The organism is Streptomyces sp. NPDC085946 (assembly GCF_044540485.1).
Classification (GTDB): domain Bacteria; phylum Actinomycetota; class Actinomycetes; order Streptomycetales; family Streptomycetaceae; genus Streptomyces.
Map to the genome: position 1 here is coordinate 352,775 of NZ_JBITSF010000005.1, position 20,440 is coordinate 373,214.

Genomic DNA, 20,440 nt, shown 5'->3' on the forward strand with positions numbered 1-20,440 from the left:
CCCCGAATGAGCCTGCACGGTCTGCTCGACGCCGTCGTCAAGGACACCGCCCTCGCGGAAGCGATCAAGGCGGCCGCAGACGGCAACCGCATGCACGTCGACCTGGTCGGTCCCCCCGCCGCCCGCCCCTTCGCGGTCGCCGGCCTGGCCCGGGAGGCGGGCCGCCCCGTCCTGGCGGTCACCGCGACGGGCCGCGAGGCCGAGGACCTGGCCGCGGCCCTGCGCTCCCTGCTGCCGCCCGAGACCGTCGTGGAGTACCCGTCCTGGGAGACCCTCCCGCACGAGCGGCTCAGCCCCCGCAGCGACACCGTCGGCCGCCGCCTCGCGGTGCTGCGCCGCCTGGCCCACCCCCGGCCCGACGACCCCGAGACCGGCCCCGTCTCCGTCGTCGTCGCCCCCGTGCGGTCCGTGCTCCAGCCGCAGGTCAAGGGCCTCGGCGACCTGGAGCCGGTGTCCCTGAGGACCGGCCAGAACGCCGACCTGGACGAGGTCGTCGAAGCCCTCGCCGCCGCCGCGTACGCACGCGTGGAACTGGTCGAGAAGCGCGGCGAGTTCGCCGTGCGCGGCGGCATCCTCGACGTGTTCCCGCCCACCGAGGAACACCCCCTGCGCATCGAGTTCTGGGGCGACGACGTCGAGGAGATCCGCTACTTCAAGGTCGCCGACCAGCGCTCCCTGGAGGTCGCCGAGCACGGCCTGTGGGCTCCGCCGTGCCGCGAGCTGCTGCTGACCGAGGACGTCCGTACGCGCGCGCGTGCCCTCGCCGAACAGCACCCCGAACTCGGCGAACTGCTCGGCAAGATCGCCGAGGGCATCGCCGTCGAGGGCATGGAGTCCCTCGCGCCGGTCCTGGTCGACGACATGGAGCTGCTGCTCGACGTGCTGCCCGAGGGGTCCATGGCCGTCGTGTGCGACCCGGAGCGGGTCCGTACGCGCGCCGCCGACCTGGTGGCCACCAGCCAGGAGTTCCTGCAGGCCTCCTGGGCGGCCACCGCCGGGGGCGGCGAGGCGCCCATCGACGTCGGCGCGGCCTCCCTGTGGTCCATCGCCGACGTCCGGGACCGGGCGCGCGAGCTGGACATGATGTGGTGGTCGGTGTCGCCGTTCGCCGCCGACGCCGAACTCGACGCCGACACCCTCAAGCTCGGCATGCACGCCCCCGAGACCTACCGCGGCGACACCGCCAGGGCCCTCGCCGACACCAAGGGCTGGCTCGCCGACGGCTGGCGCACGGTCTTCGTCACCGAGGGCCACGGCCCCGCGGCCCGCACGGTCGAGGTGCTGGGCGGCGAGGGCATCGCGGCCCGCATGGAGTCCGACCTCGGACGGATCGCCCCGTCCGTCGTGCACGTGGCGTGCGGCTCCATCGAGCACGGCTTCGTCGACCCGGTGCTGAGGCTGGCCGTGCTGACGGAGACCGACCTGTCCGGCCAGCGCGCCGCCGGCCGCGACGGCACCCGCATGCCGGCCCGGCGCCGCAAGACCATCGACCCGCTCACCCTGGAGGCGGGCGACTACATCGTCCACGAGCAGCACGGCGTGGGCCGCTACATCGAGATGGTGCAGCGCACCGTGCAGGGCGCGACCCGCGAGTACCTGGTGGTGGAGTACGCCCCCGCCAAGCGCGGCCAGCCCGGCGACCGGCTGTACATCCCCACCGACCAGCTGGAGCAGATCACCAAGTACGTCGGCGGCGAGGCGCCCACCCTGCACCGCCTGGGCGGCGCCGACTGGACGAAGACCAAGGCCCGCGCGAAGAAGGCCGTCAAGGAGATCGCGGCCGACCTGATCAAGCTGTACAGCGCCCGCATGGCGGCCCCCGGCCACGCCTTCGCCCCCGACACGCCCTGGCAGCGCGAGCTGGAGGACGCCTTCCCCTACGCGGAGACCCCCGACCAGCTCACCACCATCGCCGAGGTCAAGGAGGACATGGAGAAGACGGTCCCCATGGACCGCCTGATCTGCGGCGACGTCGGCTACGGCAAGACCGAGATCGCCGTGCGGGCCGCCTTCAAGGCCGTCCAGGACGGCAAGCAGGTCGCCGTCCTGGTGCCCACCACGCTGCTGGTGCAGCAGCACTTCGGCACGTTCAGCGAGCGGTACGCGCAGTTCCCGGTGAACGTGCGGGCGCTGTCCCGCTTCCAGACCGACACCGAGGCCAAGGCGGTCCTGGAAGGGCTCAAGGACGGCTCGGTGGACGTCGTCATCGGCACCCACCGCCTGTTCTCCTCGGAGACCAAGTTCAAGGACCTCGGCCTGGTCATCGTGGACGAGGAGCAGCGCTTCGGCGTCGAGCACAAGGAGCAGCTGAAGAAGCTGCGCGCCAACGTCGACGTGCTCACCATGTCGGCCACGCCGATCCCCCGGACCCTGGAGATGGCGGTCACCGGCATCCGCGAGATGTCCACGATCACCACCCCGCCGGAGGAGCGCCACCCGGTTCTGACCTTCGTCGGCCCCTACGAGGAGAGGCAGATCGGCGCGGCCATCCGCCGCGAACTGCTGCGCGAGGGCCAGGTCTTCTACATCCACAACCGGGTCGAGTCCATCGACCGGGCGGCGGCCCGGCTGCGGGACATCGTCCCCGAGGCGCGCATCGCCACCGCCCACGGCCAGATGTCGGAGTCGGCGCTGGAGAAGGTCGTCGTCGACTTCTGGGAGAAGAAGTTCGACGTGCTCGTCTCGACGACGATCGTCGAGTCCGGCATCGACATCTCCAACGCCAACACGCTGATCGTGGAGCGCGGCGACACCTTCGGCCTGTCCCAGCTGCACCAGTTGCGCGGCCGCGTCGGCCGGGGCCGCGAGCGCGGCTACGCCTACTTCCTCTACCCGCCGGAGAAGCCGCTGACGGAGACCGCCCACGAGCGGCTCGCGACCATCGCCCAGCACACCGAGATGGGCGCGGGCATGTACGTCGCCATGAAGGACCTGGAGATCCGCGGCGCGGGCAACCTGCTCGGCGGCGAGCAGTCCGGCCACATCGCGGGCGTCGGCTTCGACCTGTACGTCCGCATGGTCGGCGAGGCCGTCGCCGACTACCGGCGCCAGCTGGAGACCGGCGGGGTCGAGGAGGAGGCACCGCTCGAGGTCAAGATCGAGCTGCCCGTCGACGCGCACGTCCCGCACGACTACGCGCCCGGCGAGCGCCTGCGCCTCCAGGCGTACCGCGCCATCGCCTCCGCCACCACGGAGGAGGACATCAGGGCCGTCCGCGAGGAACTCGTCGACCGCTACGGCAAGTTGCCCGAGCCGGTGGAGAACCTGTTGCTCGTGGCCGGTCTGCGCATGCTCGCGCGGGCCTGCGGCGTCGGCGAGATCGTCCTGCAGGGCACCAACGTCCGCTTCGCGCCGGTGGAGTTGCGCGAGTCGCAGGAGCTGCGGCTCAAGCGGCTCTACCCCGGCACGGTCATCAAGCCGACCGCGCACCAGGTGCTGGTGCCGCGCCCGAAGACCGCGAAGATCGGTGGAAAGCCGCTGGTCGGGCGGGAGTTGCTGGCGTGGGTCGGGGAGTTCCTGACGTCGGTCCTCGGGTCGTAGGCGGGGCTTGCGGGGGCGGCGGGTCGGAGGCTTGGCGGGTCCGGAGACTCTGACGGGTCCGGCGGTCCGCGGGGTCCGTTGTGCTGGTGCTGGTGCTGGTGCCGGTGCCGGCCCGCCGTGCCGGTGTGCCGCCACGCCGCCGTACCACCTCGCCGCACGGCTGCCCGCCGCCGTGCCGGTGTGTCGTCGTTCCGGTGTGCCACCGGGTCGGTGTGTCGGCGGTGGCCGGGAGGCTGCGGCGGGCCGCCGTGCAGCGGGCCGCCGTGCGGCGGGCGATCGTGCGGCGGGCGATCGTGCGGCGACCGTCGCCGGGGAGACCGGCGGCCTTCGCGCGGTACGGCCCGCCCGTCGCCTCCGGTCCACCGGCCGCCGGACGGGCCGGGCTACTCCCCGGCCGGCCGGAACAGCATCGCCGCCAGCCGGCGGAACACCTCCTCGGGGTCCCGGTCGCCCACCGGGTCGTCCAGGTTGTGGCCGAGCAGCAGGGTGGCGAAGCCGTGGGCCAGGGACCAGGCGGCGACGCCGGCCAGCCGGGCGTCGGTGCCGCGGCTGCCCGTCGGCACGGTGGCGACGGCGTCGCGCAGCGCCTGCGAGGCGAGGGCGCGGGCCGTGGTCAGTTCCAGATCGTCGGCGCGCAGCAGCCCGGGCGTGAACATCACCTGGAAGTGCGCCGGGTGCTCGCGGGCGAAGCGTACGTAGCGGACGCCCGCCTCCTTGAGGTCCGCCGCCTGCCCGAGCGCGGTCGCGAGCAGCCCGAAGCCCTCCGCCGCGATGGCGGTGAGCAGCCCGGTGCGGTCCTTGAAGTGGTGGGCCGGCGCGGCGTGTGAGACGCCGGCGCGACGGGCGAGGTCGCGCAGGCTGAGCGCGCCCGGCCCGTCGGCGGCGATCACGTCGAGGGCGGCGGCGAGGACGGCGCGGCGCAGGTCGCCGTGGTGGTACGGGCGGCGCGCCGCCGGGGGCGTCCCCGGGTCGTTCCCGGAAGCCTTGCTGGAGCTCATGGACGGCAGCGTACGCCGAATCTAGGCATTGACAAGTTCGGGCGGCCGAGGCAATCTTGTCAGTGTCAAGTTGTGGGTGGACGGTCGTGTACGGGGGTTGTGACATGTCGGAACACATCAGCGGGACCGACAGGACCGCGGCGGTGCCGGACGGCGGCGCGGACCTCGGCCGGGTGCGCCGGATGTGGCACCTGCTGGAGCCGCTGCACGCGGTGCTGTACTACGCGCCGGAGGCGTTCGAGGAGGCCGCCGCGCTCGGCTACGGCACGCGGGAGCGCTGGTCGAGCTACTTCCCGTACCGCGCGGCACCGCTGGGGGCGGTCGGCGCGCGGCCGGTCGCCTCCGCCTTCTACAGCTTCAGCCCGCGCATGGTCGCGGCGTACACGGAGCGGGCCTGGACGGTGGCGCCCCCGGACGCCGTGCTGCGGGCGAGACTCCGGGCGGTCGACCGGGCCTACCGCGCCCTCTTCGGCGACCTGCTGGACCGGCCCGGACTGGCGCAGGCCGCCGCCCTGGCCCGGCGCGCGGCGACCGCGGCGGACACGGCGGGCCGCCCGCTCGCCGCGGCCAACGCCGCGCTGGACTGGCCGGAACCTCCACACCTCCAGCTGTGGCACGCGGCGACGATCCTGCGCGAGCACCGCGGCGACGGTCACCTGGCCGCCCTGCTCGTCGCCGGCCTCGACCCGGTGGAGGCGCTGGTCTCCTTCGCCGCCGTCGGCGCCGCGTCCGTCGAGCGCTTCGGGAGCCGCGGCTGGAGCGCCGCCGAGTGGACGGCGGCGCGCGACCGCCTGGCCGCCCGCGGCCTCGTCGACCGGGACGGCACCGCCACGCGGGCGGGGCGCGACCTGCGCCACCGGGTGGAGCGGGACACCGACCGGCTGGCCGCCGGTCCCTGGCAGGCCCTCGGCCCGGACGACACCGACCGCCTCGCCGACCTGCTCGGCGACTACTGGGTGGCGGTCCTGGGCTCCGGACTCCTGCCCTCGGAGTCGACGCTGGGCATAGGCAAGGTGTGAGGCGGCCGGCGTCGACCGGCATGGACGGGAACGCGCGCACCGACCGCGAGGAGCCCGCCGCTCCCGGGGACCCCAGGGACGTCGTCAGGCACGATTACGGCGCCCTGGCCGCGCGCTCTGCGACGGGACGTACGGCTCCGGGACGAAGTACGGGCCGCGGCTCGACGAGCCGCCGCGTTCCGCCCGGCGGCCCACCGGGATACGGACTGCCGGAAGCGCGCGAAGCCGCCCGCGGGGGCTGGGACTTCGCGGGCGGCTCCCGTGTGCGAGGTGGTTCAGCACCGGCCCACCGGGCGGCGCCCCTCGCCGCGTGCCTGATGCCCGGCGCCGGACACCGGACGCGGGGTGCGGAACGCCGGGGCCGGGGACCGGCGGGTCTCCTGTCCTCCGTGAGTCTCCGGCTTACGGCTGGTCGAGGCGCTACGGCCGGTCGGGCCGGTCGCGTTCCACGCCGAGCTGGCCCTCGACGCGCTGCTGCCCGGTGTCGACCTGGTCCTCGTACTTGCCGCCGGTCCTCTCGTTGATCTTCCGTTCCGCGGCGTCGGAGGGAGCCTTGCCCCTCTTGCGCGCCTGTTCCTTGAGCTTGTCGAAGATGCCCATCCAGAGCTCCTTCCGAGGTGACTCAGAAACGACGATACGCGCGACATGGGAGGTATGCCCTCTGAGGCCCGCTATGGTCTGGACCTCTCGCTCGCTACGGTGGAACAGGGCACAGCCCGCCCGTGCGGGGCGGGGCAGTCGAGCGGGAGGAGAAGCGCACCGTGGCACGAGTGAGGGACGGGGCGGCGCAGCACGCGCGAGGTGGCCGCACTGCACGGCGGGACGGACACCACGGCGGCCGGCGAGGCGCACGGCGCGGTCCCCTCGGTGCGCACGGCGCGGTGACGGGCTCCCTGCTGCGCACCGGCACGGCCGTGCTCGCCGCGGTGGCACTCCTCAGCGGGTGCGAGGGGCTCGACCAGAGCGGCTCCGCGACGGGCGGCGACGCGCAGTCGTCCGACGGGCGCGCCGTCAGCCCGCTGGAGAACCCCGACGGCACCGGGCCCGGCCTGGCGCCCGTGACGAGCGAAGAGGACAGGGCCGCGGCCCGCACCCTCATCGAGAAGGTGCGGACCAAGGGGCGCGGACCGAAGACCGGTTACGACCGGGACGAGTTCGGCTACGCGTGGATGGACACGGCCGACGGCGTCCCGCTCGCCCGCAACGGCTGCGACACCCGCAACGACCTCCTCCAGCGGGACGGCCGGGAGCTGCGTTTCCGCTCCGGTTCCCGCTGCGTGGTCGTCGCCATGACGCTGAACGACCCGTACACCGGCACGACCATCGAGTGGCGCAAGCAGCGGGCCACCGAAGTGCAGATAGACCACGTCGTACCGCTGTCCTACAGCTGGCAGATGGGTGCCTCCCGCTGGTCGGAGGCCAAGCGGGAGCGGCTGGCCAACGACACCCTCAACCTGATCCCGGTCGAGGGCCGCGCCAACTCGGCCAAGAGCGACTCCGGGCCCGCGTCCTGGCTCCCCCCGGACCAGCGGATCCGGTGCGCCTACGCGGTCCGCTTCGCCCAGGTCGCCCTCAAGTACGAGATGCCGGTGACCGCGCCCGACCGGGAGGCCATGCTCAGGCAGTGCGGCGGGTGAGGCGACGGTGACGAGGCGCCGGTCGTGGCCCGCGCGGCCCGGTCGGCGACCTCCCCGCCGGACGACCCGGCGAACGGCTCCTCCTTCTTCTTCGTTTCCCCCGGCGTGCCCGGCGTGCCCGGCGTGCCCGGCGTGCCCGGCGTGCCCGGCGTGCCCGGCGGGTCGGCCCGGCGGGACTCGCTCGCCTTGCCGTCCGCCTTGCCGTCACCGGGCAGGCAGCCGGCGGGGGAACGGAACGGGACCGCGGAGCCGGACGCTCAGGCCGTCTTCTTCCAGTCCTCGCAGCCGGTCGTCTTGAAGTAGCCGTCCGAGGCGCTGATGGTGACGACGGCCGTACCGGTCACGTTGTCGTTCGCGATGATCGAGTCGAGGGAGTGCTCGGCGTTCTTCGCGCGCTCCCAGTAGCAGGAGTCGTCGGCGTTGCCGGTGGACTTGTAGGTACCGGGGGCGATGTCGGCGCCAACCCGGAACATCCCGCCGTCGCCGTCCGGCGTGGCGTCGGGGGAGCCCTTCGCCTTGAGGTCGACGGCCTCCCAGTCGTTGCAGCCGTTCGACGAGAACAGCTTGTCGGTGGACTTGACGGTGACGTAGCTGCTGCCGGTGACGTTGTCGTTGGCCAGCAGCGAGTCCAGCTCGCCGGAGGCGTCCTTGGCGCGCTCCCAGTAGCACATGCCGTCGGAGTTGCCGGTGGTGCGGTAGGTGCCGGGCTTGACGTCCGAACCGACCTGGAAGTCCCCGTCGCCCTCGAACGCGGCCTTCCGCTTGGCGGCGCCCGAGGAGTCCCCGGCCTTCTTGTCGCTCCCGGCGCCCCCGGCGCGCTCGGCCGAGGCCGAGGAACCACTACCGGAACCGGAACCGCCCTCCCCGCTACCGCCGCCGTTGGCCGAGACGGCGCCGATGACGACGAACCCCACGACGGCGCCCAGCGCGATCTTGCCCTTCATGCCCATGACTGTGTCCCTCCCCCGGGCGGCGGCAGCCGCCCCTGTCGGACCAGCGACGGGACGGGTGTGACCGTCGACCGCCGTCGATCGCTCGTTGGCGTCGACAATCACAGCAAAACTTGTGAACCGAGTCAACACGGTTCACGCGATGGTCTGGGTACACGGCCGTGAACTTGTGGTCGTGAGTTCGTCGGTATGCTCGGCGGCACACAGAGCGAGGGGAGCGGTTCGGGTGCGGGACAACGCGACAGAGGTGACCGCCGCCGGGATCGCCCGGCTGGCCGGGGTGGGCCGTGCCGCCGTCAGCAACTGGCGCCGCCGGCACCCCGACTTCCCCAAGCCGGTGGGCGGCACCGAGACCAGTCCCTCCTTCGCCCTCGCCGAGGTGGAGGCCTGGCTGCGCCGGAACGGCAAGCTCGCCGAAGTGCCCCTGCGGGAACGCGTCTGGCAGCAGCTCGTCGGCCACCCCGACGGCCCGGTCACCGCCCTCACCCACGCCGGCTGCGTCCTGCTGCTGATCCACGACCGCCCGACCGTCTGGCTGGAGATCGGTGCCGGCTCCGACGAGCGCCTCGCCGCGCTGCTGCCCGATGCCCTGGAGCAGGTGTTCACCCCGCGCTTCGGCCGGCCGACTCCCGATCGCGGCCCTTCGCGGGGCGACCGAGACCGTGGTGTTCACAATGAGGTCGACGGTCAGGGGAGTTCACAAACCTCCGGCCCTTCACACGACTCCGCCCGTGTACACACTTCCGCCACCCACCAAGTCCCCGCCGATCAACAACCCTCCGTCGCCCAGCAGGCCTCCGCCGCCCAGCAGGCCTCCACCCCGGCGACCGCTGTGAACGGTGCGCCCCCGGCTGTGAACGGTGCGCCCCCGGCGGCCGTGAACAACCCCCTCACGCCCGCAGCGGCTGTGAACAGCTCACTCACACCCCCCGCGCCGACCGGCCCACCCACACCCCCCACGCCCACCCCGACCCTCCATCCCCCCACCAGCCCCGCCCTCCTCCCCTCCGCCCCCCTCCTGCGCGGAGTCGCCGAACTCGCCGCCCAGCTCGGGGCCCGCCAGACCTTCGAGTTCCTGCTCGGCCGGCATCTGGACGCCAATCCGCGCCAGTACACGCTCACCCCCGCCGACCTCGCCGCCGTCATGGCCGACCTGGCCGGCCCCGCCCGCAGCGTCCTGGACCCGGCCTGCGGCACCGGCGCCCTGCTGCGCGCCGCCGCCCCCCGCCCCGACCAGGAGCTGTACGGGCAGGACGCCGCCCCCGACCTGGCCGTGCTCACCGCGCTGCGGCTCGCCCTGCACGGCCGGGCCCGCGTGCGCACCGCCGTCGGCGACACCCTGCGCGCCGACGCCCACCCCGGGCTGCGCGCCGACGCCGTCCTGTGCCACCCGCCGTTCAACGAGCGCAACTGGGGCCACGACGAACTCGCCTACGACCCGCGCTGGGAGTACGGGTTCCCGGCCCGCACCGAGTCCGAGCTGGCCTGGGTGCAGCACGCGCTCGCCCGGCTCCGCGACGGCGGCACCGCCGTCCTGCTCATGCCGCCCGCCGCCGCTTCCCGCCGCTCCGGCCGGCGCATCCGCGCCGACCTGCTGCGCCGGGGCGCGCTGCGCGCCGTCGTCGCGCTGCCGGTCGGGGCCGCGCCCCCGTACAACATCGCGCTCCACCTGTGGGTGCTGCGCCGGCCCGAGCAGCCGTCCGGGCAGGTCGTCGCGCAGCCCGAGGTGCTGCTGGCCGATGCGGGGCAGTTCGCCGGCGAGGGGCGCGGCGGGCCGGACTGGCCGGCCGTGCGGGACGCCGTCCTCGACGCCTGGCACGCCTTCGACCGGGCCGGGCACCTCGACGAACGGCCGGGCCTGGCCCGCTCCCTGCCCGTCATCGACCTCCTCGACGACGACGTCGACCTCGCCCCGGCCCGGCATCTGCCGCCCCCGGCGGCGGCCGACGGCGCCGGGCGGCTCACGGAGGTGCGCGACCGCCTCGGCGAGACCCTGCGGCTGGCCTCCGGCCTCACCCCGCCGCCCGCGCGGACCACGCCCACCGTGCCGCGCTGGCCGCTGACCACGGTCGGCGAACTCGCGCGCGGGGGCGCGCTGGTGATGCGCACGGGCGGACACGGCGGCCACGCGCGGGTGCCCGTCCTCACCGACCACGACGTCCTGGCCGGAAGCCCTCCTTCCGGGACGCTGCCGGAGAGCGACGAGGAGGCCGTGCTCACCGCGCCGGGCGACGTCGTCGTCCCGGTGCTCGGCGGCGGTTCGGTGGCGCGGGTGATCGACGAGGCGACCGCCGGAGCCGCCCTGGGGCGCAACCTCGTCCTGCTGCGCCCCGACCCCGCGGCGCTGGACCCCTGGTTCCTCGCCGGGTTCCTGCGCGGCACCGCCAACCACCGCCGGGCCAGCAGCTACGCGTCCACCGCCACCCGCCTCGACGTGCGCCGGCTCCAGGTGCCCCGCCTGCCGCTGGACGAACAGCGGCGCTACGGGGCCCGTTTCCGCTCGCTGGACGAGTTCGAGCGGGCGCTGCACCACGCGAGCCGCCTCGGGGAGCACCTCGTGCGCGGGATGTACGACGGCCTCACCGACGGCACGGTCGCCCCCGACTGAGACCGGGTCACCCACGGCCACCCCGGACAGGAACCGGACCACACCGCCCGGCCACCCCGGGCCGCACCGCCCGGCCACCCCGGACCACCCGCCCGGCCACCCCGGGCCACCCCGTGCCGCACCCGCCTCCCCGGCCCCGCGGGCGGCCCGGAAGATCCCCTTCCGGCCACCCGCGGCCACCTGCGGCATCTCCCGACGTGATCAGCACGACAACGGTTCGGTACAACCCGGGACCGGTTGTCCGTGTCGGCCTATACGCTCGGAGTCCCAACCGAGCACCGTCACCGACCCGTCCGCCCCTTTCCACCCCGATCACCCGCTCTCACCCCCCTCTCGCACGTCCGTCCCCATCCTTGTACGTCCGTCCCCATCGGCTACACCGGTCCAGGAGCAGTCATGTACGGCCACGGCGCGGCGCCGCCCACCCGCAGCGCGGCAGCGGTCATCACCCTGCGGGTGCTGATCGCCGCCGCCGGAATCCTCTCGTGCGGTGTGCTGGCCTGCGTTCCGCTGTTCCGGATCGCGTTCCTGCGCGGCCGCGCCTGGGACTGGGTGGGCGCCTGGCTGAGCATGCCGTTGTCCATCACCTGCTTCGTCGTGGTGGGCGCGCTGCCGCAGGAGGACGTCCGGACGGACATCGCCCTGGCCGTGGTCCTGCTGCTCGGCATGGCCAGCAGCACCTACTTCCTGGTCGTGGACGTCCGGTCGCAGGACCGGCCGCGGCAGTTCGGCGGCTACGCGGGCCCCCACGCCCCGACCGTGCACGGCCCGTACGGCTATCCGCAGTCCGGCTCGCCGTACGCGCCCACGCCCGTCCCGGGCCCGCCGCAGGCGCACCCGCACGCCACGCCGGCGCCCCGGCCGCCGCTGCCGCAGACCCCGCTGCCCCAGCCCCCGGCACCGCAGCCCGCGCCGCCCCAGCGCCCGGCGCCCGCCCGCATCGACCAGGTCCGCGCCGAGCTCGACGAGTTGAGCGACTACCTGCGCCGCGGCGAGGGCGGCCAGGACGGCCCCCACGGCGGCGGCGAGGGCGGACGGTGAGCGTGGCGGCGGGCCGGGTCGTCGCGGGCCGGTACGAACTGTCCACGCTCATCGGGCAGGGCGGCATGGGCCAGGTGTGGACGGCCTACGACAAGCGGCTCGACCGGCGGGTGGCGGTGAAGCTGCTGCGCCCCGACAAGGTGGCCGGCCAGGAGGCCGACGAGCTGCGCCGCCGCTTCGTGCGCGAGTGCCGGGTGACCGCGCAGGTCGACCACCCCGGCCTGGTCACGGTGCACGACGCGGGCAGCGAGGGCGAGGAGCTGTTCCTCGTCATGCAGTACGTCGACGGGGCCGACCTGTCCGACCACCTCGCCGAGCACACCCCGTACCCCTGGCAGTGGGCGGTCGCGGTCGCCGCGCAGCTGTGCGCCGTGCTGAGCGCGGTGCACGCCGTGCCGATCGTGCACCGCGACCTCAAGCCGCGCAACGTGATGGTGAAGCAGGACGGCGCGGTCACCGTCCTCGACCTCGGCGTCGCGTCCGTCATGGACAGCGACACCACCCGCCTCACGCACACCGGTTCGCCGATCGGCTCGCCCGCCTACATGGCCCCGGAGCAGGCAATGGGCGGCGCGGTCGGCCCGTACACGGACCTGTACGCGCTCGGCGTCCTGATGCACGAACTCCTCAGCGGGGACGTGCCGTTCGCGGGCTCGACCGCGCTCGGGGTGCTGCACCGGCACCTGTACGAGCCGCCGCTGCCGGTGCGCCGCATCCGCCCCGAGGTGCCCGAGGCCCTGGAGGCCCTCGTCCTGCGCCTGCTCGCCAAGGACCCGCAGCACCGGCCCGCCTCCGCGCAGGAGGTGTACGAGCACCTGGAGCTGCTGCTGCCCGCGCGCGGGACGCCCACCGGGGCGCCGCTCGACCCCACCCGCCCCTTCCTGCGTCCGCACGCCCCCTGGCCCGACCGCGCGCGCACGCCCGCGCCGCAGCCCGCGCCGGCCGTCCCCGCGGACGGGAAGGCCGACGTCGCCGCCGCCGTCGACGAGGTCAAGCGCCTGCTCGGGCAGGGCCGCATCACCCAGGCCGTCGACATCCTCGGCGCGATCCTGCCCGTCGCCGCCGAGCAGCACGGCGAGCGCTCCCCGGTGGTGCGCACCCTGCGCAAGCAGTACGCGGCCACGCTCCTGGACGACGGGCAGTACCGGCGCGCGCTGCCCGAACTGCGCCGCCTCGCCGACGAGCGGGCCGCCGAGGCCGGCCGGGCCGACCCGCAGTCCCTGCGCTTCCGCTACGAGGCCGCCCAGTGCCTGGAGCAGCTCGGTGAACCGGCGGCGGCGCTCGCCGAGTACCGGGCACTGCTGCCGTACTACGAGAACCAGTACGTCGCCGCCGGCGACCCCGAGCTCGCCCACGACGTGCGCCGCCGCATCGGCCACCTCCTCCTCGCGCTCGGCGACCGCGCCGCCGCCCACGACATGCTGGTCCGCCTCCTGCACGACGTGGAGCGCACCCAGGGCCCCGCGCACCCCCTGGCCGCGGAGGTCCGGCGGACGCTCCAGTGGCTGGTGCAGGTGCGCGGCTGACCCCTCCGCGCGCCGGGCCGCGAGGCGCGGGCGGCGCGGCGGTGCCGGAAGTCGTCGCGAATCGTTGGTCGAATGGGTTGGCCAGAGCCCGGCCGCTGCCTACCATCGATCACCGCAAGACTTTGTGCACCGTCGCACAATCTCCTCGGGAGGTTTCCTTGCACCGCCGCCGTCGCACCGCGCTCCTGCTCACCGCCGTGATCGCCGCCGCGGCGCCCGTCCTCACCGCCTGCGGGAACGACGCGCATCCCGGCGCGGCGGCCGTCGTCGGCGGTCAGCGGATCACCGTCTCCCAGCTGGAGGACCGGGTCGAGGAGGTGCGCACCGCGCAGCGCGAGGCCGTGGACGGGGACGCCCAGTACCGGCAGGTCATCGCCAGGACCGGCAGCCTCACCCGCGACACCCTGCACACCATGGTCCTCGACCGGGTGCTGCACCGCGCCGCCGAGGACGCGGGCGTCACGGTGACCCGCAAGGAGGTCCAGCGGATGCGCTCCGGGCTGGAGGAGCAGGCCGGCGGCGCCGAGGCGCTGGAGACGGCCTGGCTCCAGCAGTACGGCATCCCGCCCCTGCGGCTGGAGGAGAACCTCCGCCTCCAGCTGGAGGCCCAGAAGCTCGCCGAGAAGCTCGGCACCGACACCAGCCGGCCGGACTTCTGGAAGGCCCTGTCCGACGCGTCCGGCAAGCTGGACATCGACCTCAACCCGCGCTACGGCAGCTGGGACGTGGAGAAGAGCAGCCGCGTCGACGGCAGGACCCCGTGGCTCCGCGAGGTCACGGCGGGCCGGGCGGACCAGCCGGCGTAGGGCGGCCCGCCCGCCGGCTCCCTGCCCGGACCGCTCGGCCCTCCGCGCGGACGACCTCCTTCCCCGGACGCCCGTTTCGGCCCGTCGCCCGTGGACGCCCCCCGGCGCACCCTCACCCCTGTGGACGACTCGCCTCCCCGTCCGCCCCGTGGGTTAGCGTCGGACCGTGAACGCTTCGAGTCCCGACACCGCCCCCGGCCGCATCGTCCTGCTCACCACCAGCCACCGTGTCGCCCCCGGTCTGCTGTCCTGGCCCGCCTGGCAGGCCCTGCACGCGGCCGACCGGGTGCTGTGCGCGGACGGCGCGCACCCGCAGCTGCCGTACCTGCGGGAGGCGGGGATAACCGTCGACGCGGCGTCCCCGACCGCCGAGGAACTGGTGGACGCCTGCGCGGGCGGGCGCACGGTGGTCGTCGTGGCGACCGGTGAGGGCGAGCCCGCCCTCACCGACGGCCTGGCGCGCCTCGCGGGCTCCGGCCGGGTCCGCATGCCCGACCTGGAGCTGCTGCCCGCCTCCTACGACCTGCCCGGCGCCCGCCTCCTCGACCTCGTGCAGGTCATGGACCGCATCCGCGCCGAGTGCCCCTGGTCGTCGCGGCAGACCCACCAGGGCCTGGCGAAGTACGGCATCGAGGAGGCGTACGAGCTCGTCGAGGCGATCGAGGAGGGCGACCGCGACGAGCTGCGCGAGGAGCTCGGCGACGTGCTCCTCCAGGTCGTCTTCCACGCCCGGATCGCCGAGGAGCACCCCGACGCGCCCTTCTCCGTCGACGACGTGGCCGGCGGCATCGTCGCCAAGCTCATCCACCGCCACCCGCACGTCTTCGGCGACGAGACGGCGACCACCCCCGAGGAGGTCAAGGCGCACTGGCTGCGCACCAAGGCGGTGGAGAAGCGGCGCACCTCCGTCACCGAGGGCATCCCCCTCGGCCAGCCCGGCCTGGCCCTCGCGGCCAAGCTGGCCTCCCGGGTGCGCACCGCGGGCCTGGACGTCCCCCTGCCGCGGGTGGAGGGCGTCGGCTACGAGCTGCTGGAGCTGGCGGTGCGGGCCGAGGCGGAGGGGGTGGACCCGGAGGCGGCGCTGCGGGCGGCGGCACGGGCGTACCGGGACGCGGTGCGCAGCGCGGAGGGCACGGCCGGCGGAGACTCCCGCCCCGATACCGTCGAGGAGTGACCGACCAGCCTCAGCCCTCCCGCACCACCCCCGCCGCCCCCGAGCTCTTCACCTGGGAGTTCGCGACCGACCCCTACCCCGCCTACGCCTGGCTCCGCGAGCACGCGCCCGTGCACCGCACACGCCTGCCCAGCGGGGTCGAGGCCTGGCTGGTCACCCGGTACGCCGACGCCAGGCAGGCCCTCGCCGACCCCCGCCTGTCCAAGAACCCGGCGCACCACGACGAGCCCGCGCACGCCAAGGGCAAGACCGGCATCCCCGGTGAGCGCAAGGCCGAGTTGATGACCCACCTGCTCAACATCGACCCGCCCGACCACACCCGCCTGCGCCGGCTCGTCTCCAAGGCGTTCACGCCCCGCCGGGTCGCCGAGTTCGCGCCCCGCGTGCAGGAGCTCACCGACGGGCTCATCGACCGGTTCGCCGCCGAGGGCTCAGCCGACCTCATCCACGACTTCGCCTTCCCGCTGCCGATCTACGCCATCTGCGACCTGCTCGGCGTCCCGCGCGAGGACCAGGACGACTTCCGGGACTGGGCGGGCATGATGATCCGGCACGGCGGCGGACCGCGGGGCGGCGTCGCGCGGTCGGTGAAGAAGATGCGCGGCTACCTCGCCGACCTCATCCACCGCAAGCGCGAGGCCCTGCCGTCCCGGCCCGCCCCCGGCGAGGACCTCATCTCCGGCCTCATCCGCGCCTCCGACCACGGCGAGCACCTCACCGAGAACGAGGCCGCAGCGATGGCCTTCATCCTGCTGTTCGCCGGTTTCGAGACGACGGTGAACCTGATCGGCAACGGCACCTACGCCCTGCTCACCCACCCCGGCCAGCGCGCCCGGCTCCAGCGCTCCCTCGCCGCCGGCGAACGCGGCCTGCTGGAGACCGGCGTCGAGGAACTCCTGCGCTACGACGGGCCGGTGGAGCTCGCCACCTGGCGGTTCGCCACCCGGCCGCTCACCCTCGGCGGGCAGGACATCGCACCCGGCGACCCCGTCCTCGTCGTCCTGGCCGCCGCGGACCGCGACCCGGAGCGGTTCGCCGACCCCGACGTGCTCGACCTCGGCCGCCGCGACAACCAGCACCTCGGCTACGGCCACGGCATCCACTACTGCCTGGGCGCCCCGCTCGCCCGCCTGGAGGGCCAGACCGCGCTCGCCACGCTGCTCACCCGCCTCCCGGACCTGCGCCTGGCGGCGGATCCGGCCGACCTGCGGTGGCGCGGCGGACTCATCATGCGCGGGCTGCGCACCCTGCCCGTGGCGTTCACGCCGGTGGGACAACCATCACCACCTGCACGAACGTGACACATCCTCAACTTCGTGATCTTCACGTGATCTGTGCGGCATGAACTTGTGACAAGTGATCGTCTGCCGATACGTTCACCCATCAGCGCGCGGCACCCAGCACCACACGCCGCGCCGGTCCCTGCTGCCATGCGAAAGGTCTCCGTATGCTCTCCGGGAACGGTCGTCACCGTCGCCCCCGCCAGGCTCCGGCTCTCCTCGTCGCGGCCGGAGTGACCGGCTCCGCCATCGCCATCCCGCTCCTGGGGGCCGGCGGCGCCAGCGCCGCCGACGGCACCACCTGGGACCGGGTCGCGGAGTGCGAGTCCGGCGGCGCCTGGAGCCAGAACAACGGCAACGGCTACTACGGCGGACTGCAGGTGACCCAGGAGGACTGGGAGAACCACGGCGGTCTCGACTACGCCCCGAGCGCGGACCAGGCCAGCCGCTCCCAGCAGATAGCCGTCGCCGAGAGAATCCTCGCCGACCAGGGGGTCGGCGCCTGGCGCACCTGCGGACTGCTCGCCGGCCTGGAGAAGGACTCGGCCTCGGTCGAGGTCGACACCGGGGTGGCGAAGGACGCGACCGGTACTTCTGGTTCGCCCAGTTCGTCCGGTCTGACCGATTCCTCCAAGTCCTCGGCTTCCCCGGATCCGGCCGAATCCACCGAGGGCGCGGATTCCTCCGGTTCCGCCGGGGCCTCCACCGCTTCTCCCTCGGCGTCCGCCTCCCCGTCGGTGTCGCCGTCATCTGACGATGTGTCGGACAAGAAGGGCAAAACGTCCAAGTCGGACGCTTCGCGTGACGACGTGGCGGAATCCGGGAGTCCGTCCGCGGCCGCGCCGGAGGGCGACGCGCCGGCCAAGTCCGTCCAGGGCGACGGCTCTTCCGCGCCGGCCGACACCGCGACGACGGGCACCGGCCGGCACCGCGGCCCCAGCGCCGAGGAGAGCGCACAGGAGGCCCGTACGGCCGAGGCGGCGGGGCGGCACGCCTCGCGCGACGACGGTGCCGCGCGCGGCGGGGTGAACGGCTCCTACACCGTGCGCGCCGGCGACAGCCTCTGGTCCATCGCCGACTCCCTTGACTACGACGGCGGATGGAACGCGCTCTACGCCGGGAACGAGCAGGTCGTGGGGGCCGACCCGGACCTCATCCAGCCCGGTCAGGCGCTCGAGGTCGAGACCGGAGCGGACGAAAAGTAGTAATCGGACAGCGGGAGTTGGCGCCACGATTCGCACTGAATGTCCCATATAAGTGCGGTGAGAGATAGATCTCAGAAGCCCTGATCGTCTTTGAAATTCCGCGGATCGCGTGTCTACGGTCGAGACCGCTCGCCATCGCGGGCCCCGGCCGCCGCAACGCCGAATCCTGCCAGCGGCTGCCCGGGAACAGTCGTCGCGTCAAGCGCCGTGGGCAGGAGCGGGGGACCCAAGGTAGGTGCCAGGCCCAGCACTTGAGGCTGAGTCCGGCTAGGGGTGAAGCCGCGTCCCGTGAGGGGCGCGGCCGGGCAACTCAACCGGCCCGAACCCGACAGCTCACCTCGCAGGCGTCGGTGAGGGGATCCATCCATGCTGTTTTCCGGCAAGCACCGTCGTTCGTCCAAGGCCACCCGTGCCATCGCCATGGCGGGTGTCGCCGGCGCGGCCGTCGCCGCCCCGCTGATGGCGGCCGGCAACGCCTCCGCCGCCACCACCGCCGAGTGGGACGCCGTCGCCCAGTGCGAGTCCGGCGGCAACTGGTCCATCAACACCGGCAACGGCTACTACGGCGGCCTGCAGTTCTCCGCGTCCACCTGGGCCGCCTACGGCGGCACCCAGTACGCCGCCACGGCCGACCAGGCCAGCAAGGCGCAGCAGATCACGATCGCCGAGAAGGTGCTCGCGGGCCAGGGCAAGGGCGCCTGGCCGGTCTGCGGCAAGAACCTGTCGGGCGCCGCCTACGACGGCGGTTCCGCCGCCGGCACCACCGACAGCTCCGCCGGCACCGAGAGCTCTGGCAGCTCCGACAGCTCCGCCGGCACCACCGAGACGCGCGAGGCCGAGCAGCAGCCGGCCTCCCGCTCCGCCGAGCGCCCGGCGGCCCAGCCGCAGCAGGGCGACAAGACCGTCACCACCCCGACCGGCGAGAAGGTCAAGAAGGGCGACGGCGAGTACAAGGTCGTCAAGGGCGACACCCTCAGCTCCATCGCCGCCGACCGGAACGTCGCGGGCGGCTGGGCGAAGCTGTTCGAGCTGAACGAGGACATCGTCGCGGACGCCGACCTCATCTACCCGGGTCAGCAGCTGCACCTCAAGTAAGAGGCAGCGGCTTCCCGCCCAGCTCCCCGCCCCGGTGCGTGTTCCCCCGTACGCGCCGGGGCGGGGCCGTGCGCGGCGCCGGGTGACGCGAGGGACGGACGGCATCTTTTGTTCCGTACGAAAACAATTTACGCTCTGTTCTGTCCAACAGATGGGTGACCGGCTGGCCGATTACCCGGAGCCCGTTAGGCTCGTCTCGCAGAGCCATCGCGGCCCTGCTCACCCGCGTCACATCCAAGAAGGAGATGCTCGTGCCGTCCATCGACGTCGTCGTAGCCCGGGAAATCCTGGACTCCCGAGGCAACCCCACGGTCGAGGTCGAGGTCGGCCTCGACGACGGCAGCACGGGTCGTGCCGCCGTCCCGTCCGGCGCCTCCACGGGCGCCTTCGAGGCCATCGAGCTCCGCGACGGCGACTCGAACCGCTACCTGGGCAAGGGTGTGGAGAAGGCCGTCCTCGCGGTCATCGAGCAGATCGGCCCGGAGCTCGTCGGCTACGACGCCACCGAGCAGCGCCTGATCGACCAGGCCATGTTCGACCTGGACGCCACCGACAACAAGGGCTCGCTCGGCGCCAACGCCATCCTCGGCGTCTCGCTCGCCGTCGCGCACGCCGCCTCCGAGGCCAGCGACCTGCCGCTCTTCCGCTACCTGGGCGGCCCCAACGCGCACCTGCTGCCGGTGCCGATGATGAACATCCTGAACGGCGGCTCGCACGCCGACTCCAACGTGGACATCCAGGAGTTCATGATCGCCCCGATCGGCGCGGAGTCCTTCTCCGAGGCCCTGCGCTGGGGCGCCGAGGTCTACCACACGCTGAAGAAGGTCCTGAAGAGCAAGGGCCTGGCCACCGGCCTGGGCGACGAGGGCGGCTTCGCGCCGAACCTCGGCTCCAACCGCGAGGCCCTCGACCTCATCCTCGAGGCGATCAAGGAGGCCGGCTACACCCCCGGCGAGCAGATCGCCCTGGCCCTGGACGTGGCCGCCTCCGAGTTCTACAAGGACGGCGCCTACCTCTTCGAGGGCAAGTCCCGCACGGCCGCCGAGATGACCGAGTACTACGCCGAGCTCGTCGAGGCGTACCCGCTGGTCTCCATCGAGGACCCGCTGTTCGAGGACGACTGGGAGGGCTGGAAGACCATCACCGCCCGGCTCGGCGACAAGGTCCAGCTCGTCGGCGACGACCTGTTCGTCACCAACCCCGAGCGCCTCGCCAAGGGCATCGAGGAGGGCGCGGCCAACGCCCTGCTGGTCAAGGTCAACCAGATCGGCTCGCTGACCGAGACCCTCGACGCCGTCGAGCTCGCCCAGCGCAACGGCTACAAGTGCATGATGTCCCACCGCTCCGGCGAGACCGAGGACGTCACCATCGCCGACCTGGCCGTCGCCACCAACTGCGGCCAGATCAAGACCGGTGCCCCGGCCCGCTCCGAGCGCGTCGCCAAGTACAACCAGCTGCTGCGCATCGAGGAGATCCTCGACGACGCCGCGGTGTACGCCGGCCGGAGCGCGTTCCCGCGCTTCAAGGGCTGAGCACCCGCTCCGTAGGAAGCGTCGTCCGT

15 protein-coding genes and 1 riboswitch are annotated in these 20,440 nt (G+C 73.7%); of the genes, 12 read left to right on the top strand and 3 right to left on the bottom strand.

Going from position 1 to position 20,440, the window contains the following annotated elements:
- The first annotated feature begins 6 nt into the window (after nt 1-6).
- Nucleotides 7-3,540: a transcription-repair coupling factor gene (gene mfd / locus ACIF8T_RS13850; protein WP_400034537.1), complete on the top strand. Its 3,534-nt coding sequence runs from the start codon at nt 7-9 to the stop codon at nt 3,538-3,540.
- Between the two features lie 383 nt (nt 3,541-3,923).
- Here mfd and ACIF8T_RS13855 read toward each other — a convergent pair whose 3' ends face one another.
- Nucleotides 3,924-4,538, bottom strand: coding sequence for a TetR/AcrR family transcriptional regulator (locus ACIF8T_RS13855; RefSeq protein ID WP_400034539.1), 615 nt, complete (start codon nt 4,536-4,538; stop codon nt 3,924-3,926).
- Nucleotides 4,539-4,642: 104 nt separating this feature from the next.
- Between ACIF8T_RS13855 and ACIF8T_RS13860 the strand changes: the two genes are divergently transcribed.
- Entirely contained in the window at nt 4,643-5,557 is a 915-nt protein-coding gene (locus ACIF8T_RS13860; protein WP_400034541.1) for a hypothetical protein, read from the top strand.
- Nucleotides 5,558-5,977: 420 nt separating this feature from the next.
- Here ACIF8T_RS13860 and ACIF8T_RS13865 read toward each other — a convergent pair whose 3' ends face one another.
- Complete coding sequence (locus ACIF8T_RS13865) at nt 5,978-6,157, bottom strand: antitoxin (RefSeq protein WP_400034543.1); 180 nt, start codon at nt 6,155-6,157, stop codon at nt 5,978-5,980.
- A gap of 281 nt (nt 6,158-6,438) precedes the next feature.
- Here ACIF8T_RS13865 and ACIF8T_RS13870 point away from each other — a divergent pair, with 281 nt between their 5' ends.
- On the top strand, nt 6,439-7,194 hold the full coding sequence (locus ACIF8T_RS13870; RefSeq protein ID WP_400034545.1) for an HNH endonuclease family protein: 756 nt from the start codon (nt 6,439-6,441) through the stop codon (nt 7,192-7,194).
- 257 nt (nt 7,195-7,451) lie between these two features.
- On the opposite strand, the gene ACIF8T_RS13875 is transcribed toward ACIF8T_RS13870, so the two are convergent.
- The gene (locus ACIF8T_RS13875; protein WP_400034546.1) at nt 7,452-8,144 is read right to left on the bottom strand and encodes a hypothetical protein; all 693 of its coding nucleotides are present in this window, start codon (nt 8,142-8,144) and stop codon (nt 7,452-7,454) included.
- A gap of 226 nt (nt 8,145-8,370) precedes the next feature.
- On the opposite strand from ACIF8T_RS13875, the gene ACIF8T_RS13880 reads away from it, so the two are divergent.
- From ACIF8T_RS13880 to eno, 9 genes are all read left to right on the top strand, one after another.
- Nucleotides 8,371-10,752 (top strand): N-6 DNA methylase, encoded by a 2,382-nt coding sequence (locus ACIF8T_RS13880; RefSeq protein ID WP_400034547.1) that lies wholly within the window; start codon nt 8,371-8,373, stop codon nt 10,750-10,752.
- Nucleotides 10,753-11,148: 396 nt separating this feature from the next.
- Entirely contained in the window at nt 11,149-11,793 is a 645-nt protein-coding gene (locus ACIF8T_RS13885; protein ID WP_400034549.1) for a hypothetical protein, read from the top strand.
- Between the two features lie 38 nt (nt 11,794-11,831).
- Nucleotides 11,832-13,319 (top strand): protein kinase, encoded by a 1,488-nt coding sequence (locus ACIF8T_RS13890; RefSeq protein ID WP_400034726.1) that lies wholly within the window; start codon nt 11,832-11,834, stop codon nt 13,317-13,319.
- 158 nt (nt 13,320-13,477) lie between these two features.
- Nucleotides 13,478-14,125, top strand: a complete 648-nt coding sequence (locus ACIF8T_RS13895) for a SurA N-terminal domain-containing protein (RefSeq protein ID WP_400034551.1) — start codon at nt 13,478-13,480, stop codon at nt 14,123-14,125.
- 166 nt (nt 14,126-14,291) lie between these two features.
- Complete coding sequence (locus ACIF8T_RS13900) at nt 14,292-15,299, top strand: nucleoside triphosphate pyrophosphohydrolase (RefSeq protein ID WP_400034553.1); 1,008 nt, start codon at nt 14,292-14,294, stop codon at nt 15,297-15,299.
- The gene (locus tag ACIF8T_RS13905; RefSeq protein WP_400034555.1) at nt 15,296-16,600 is read left to right on the top strand and encodes a cytochrome P450; all 1,305 of its coding nucleotides are present in this window, start codon (nt 15,296-15,298) and stop codon (nt 16,598-16,600) included. Before ACIF8T_RS13900 ends, ACIF8T_RS13905 begins: the two co-directional genes overlap by 4 nt.
- A 146-nt stretch (nt 16,601-16,746) precedes the next feature.
- Nucleotides 16,747-17,784 carry a transglycosylase family protein gene (locus tag ACIF8T_RS13910; RefSeq protein WP_400034557.1) on the top strand — a complete coding sequence of 346 codons (1,038 nt, stop codon included), beginning with the start codon at nt 16,747-16,749 and terminating at the stop codon, nt 17,782-17,784.
- 193 nt (nt 17,785-17,977) lie between these two features.
- Nucleotides 17,978-18,146, top strand: a riboswitch (cyclic di-AMP (ydaO/yuaA leader).
- Nucleotides 18,147-18,150: 4 nt separating this feature from the next.
- Entirely contained in the window at nt 18,151-18,879 is a 729-nt protein-coding gene (locus tag ACIF8T_RS13915; RefSeq protein ID WP_400034559.1) for a transglycosylase family protein, read from the top strand.
- 251 nt (nt 18,880-19,130) lie between these two features.
- The gene (gene eno / locus ACIF8T_RS13920; protein ID WP_400034561.1) at nt 19,131-20,411 is read left to right on the top strand and encodes a phosphopyruvate hydratase; all 1,281 of its coding nucleotides are present in this window, start codon (nt 19,131-19,133) and stop codon (nt 20,409-20,411) included.
- Nucleotides 20,412-20,440: the final 29 nt, after the last annotated feature.

Bases quoted from the DNA above. Each gene is read 5' to 3' on its own strand.
- mfd (WP_400034537.1), top strand. From the start codon at position 7: ATGAGCCTGCACGGTCTGCTCGACGCCGTCGTCAAGGACACCGCCCTC.
- ACIF8T_RS13860 (WP_400034541.1), top strand. From the start codon at position 4,643: ATGTCGGAACACATCAGCGGGACCGACAGGACCGCGGCGGTGCCGGAC.
- ACIF8T_RS13885 (WP_400034549.1), top strand. From the start codon at position 11,149: ATGTACGGCCACGGCGCGGCGCCGCCCACCCGCAGCGCGGCAGCGGTC.
- ACIF8T_RS13875 (WP_400034546.1), bottom strand. From the start codon at position 8,144: ATGGGCATGAAGGGCAAGATCGCGCTGGGCGCCGTCGTGGGGTTCGTC.
- ACIF8T_RS13855 (WP_400034539.1), bottom strand. From the start codon at position 4,538: ATGAGCTCCAGCAAGGCTTCCGGGAACGACCCGGGGACGCCCCCGGCG.
- ACIF8T_RS13915 (WP_400034559.1), top strand. From the start codon at position 18,151: ATGCTGTTTTCCGGCAAGCACCGTCGTTCGTCCAAGGCCACCCGTGCC.
- ACIF8T_RS13865 (WP_400034543.1), bottom strand. From the start codon at position 6,157: ATGGGCATCTTCGACAAGCTCAAGGAACAGGCGCGCAAGAGGGGCAAG.
- ACIF8T_RS13910 (WP_400034557.1), top strand. From the start codon at position 16,747: ATGCTCTCCGGGAACGGTCGTCACCGTCGCCCCCGCCAGGCTCCGGCT.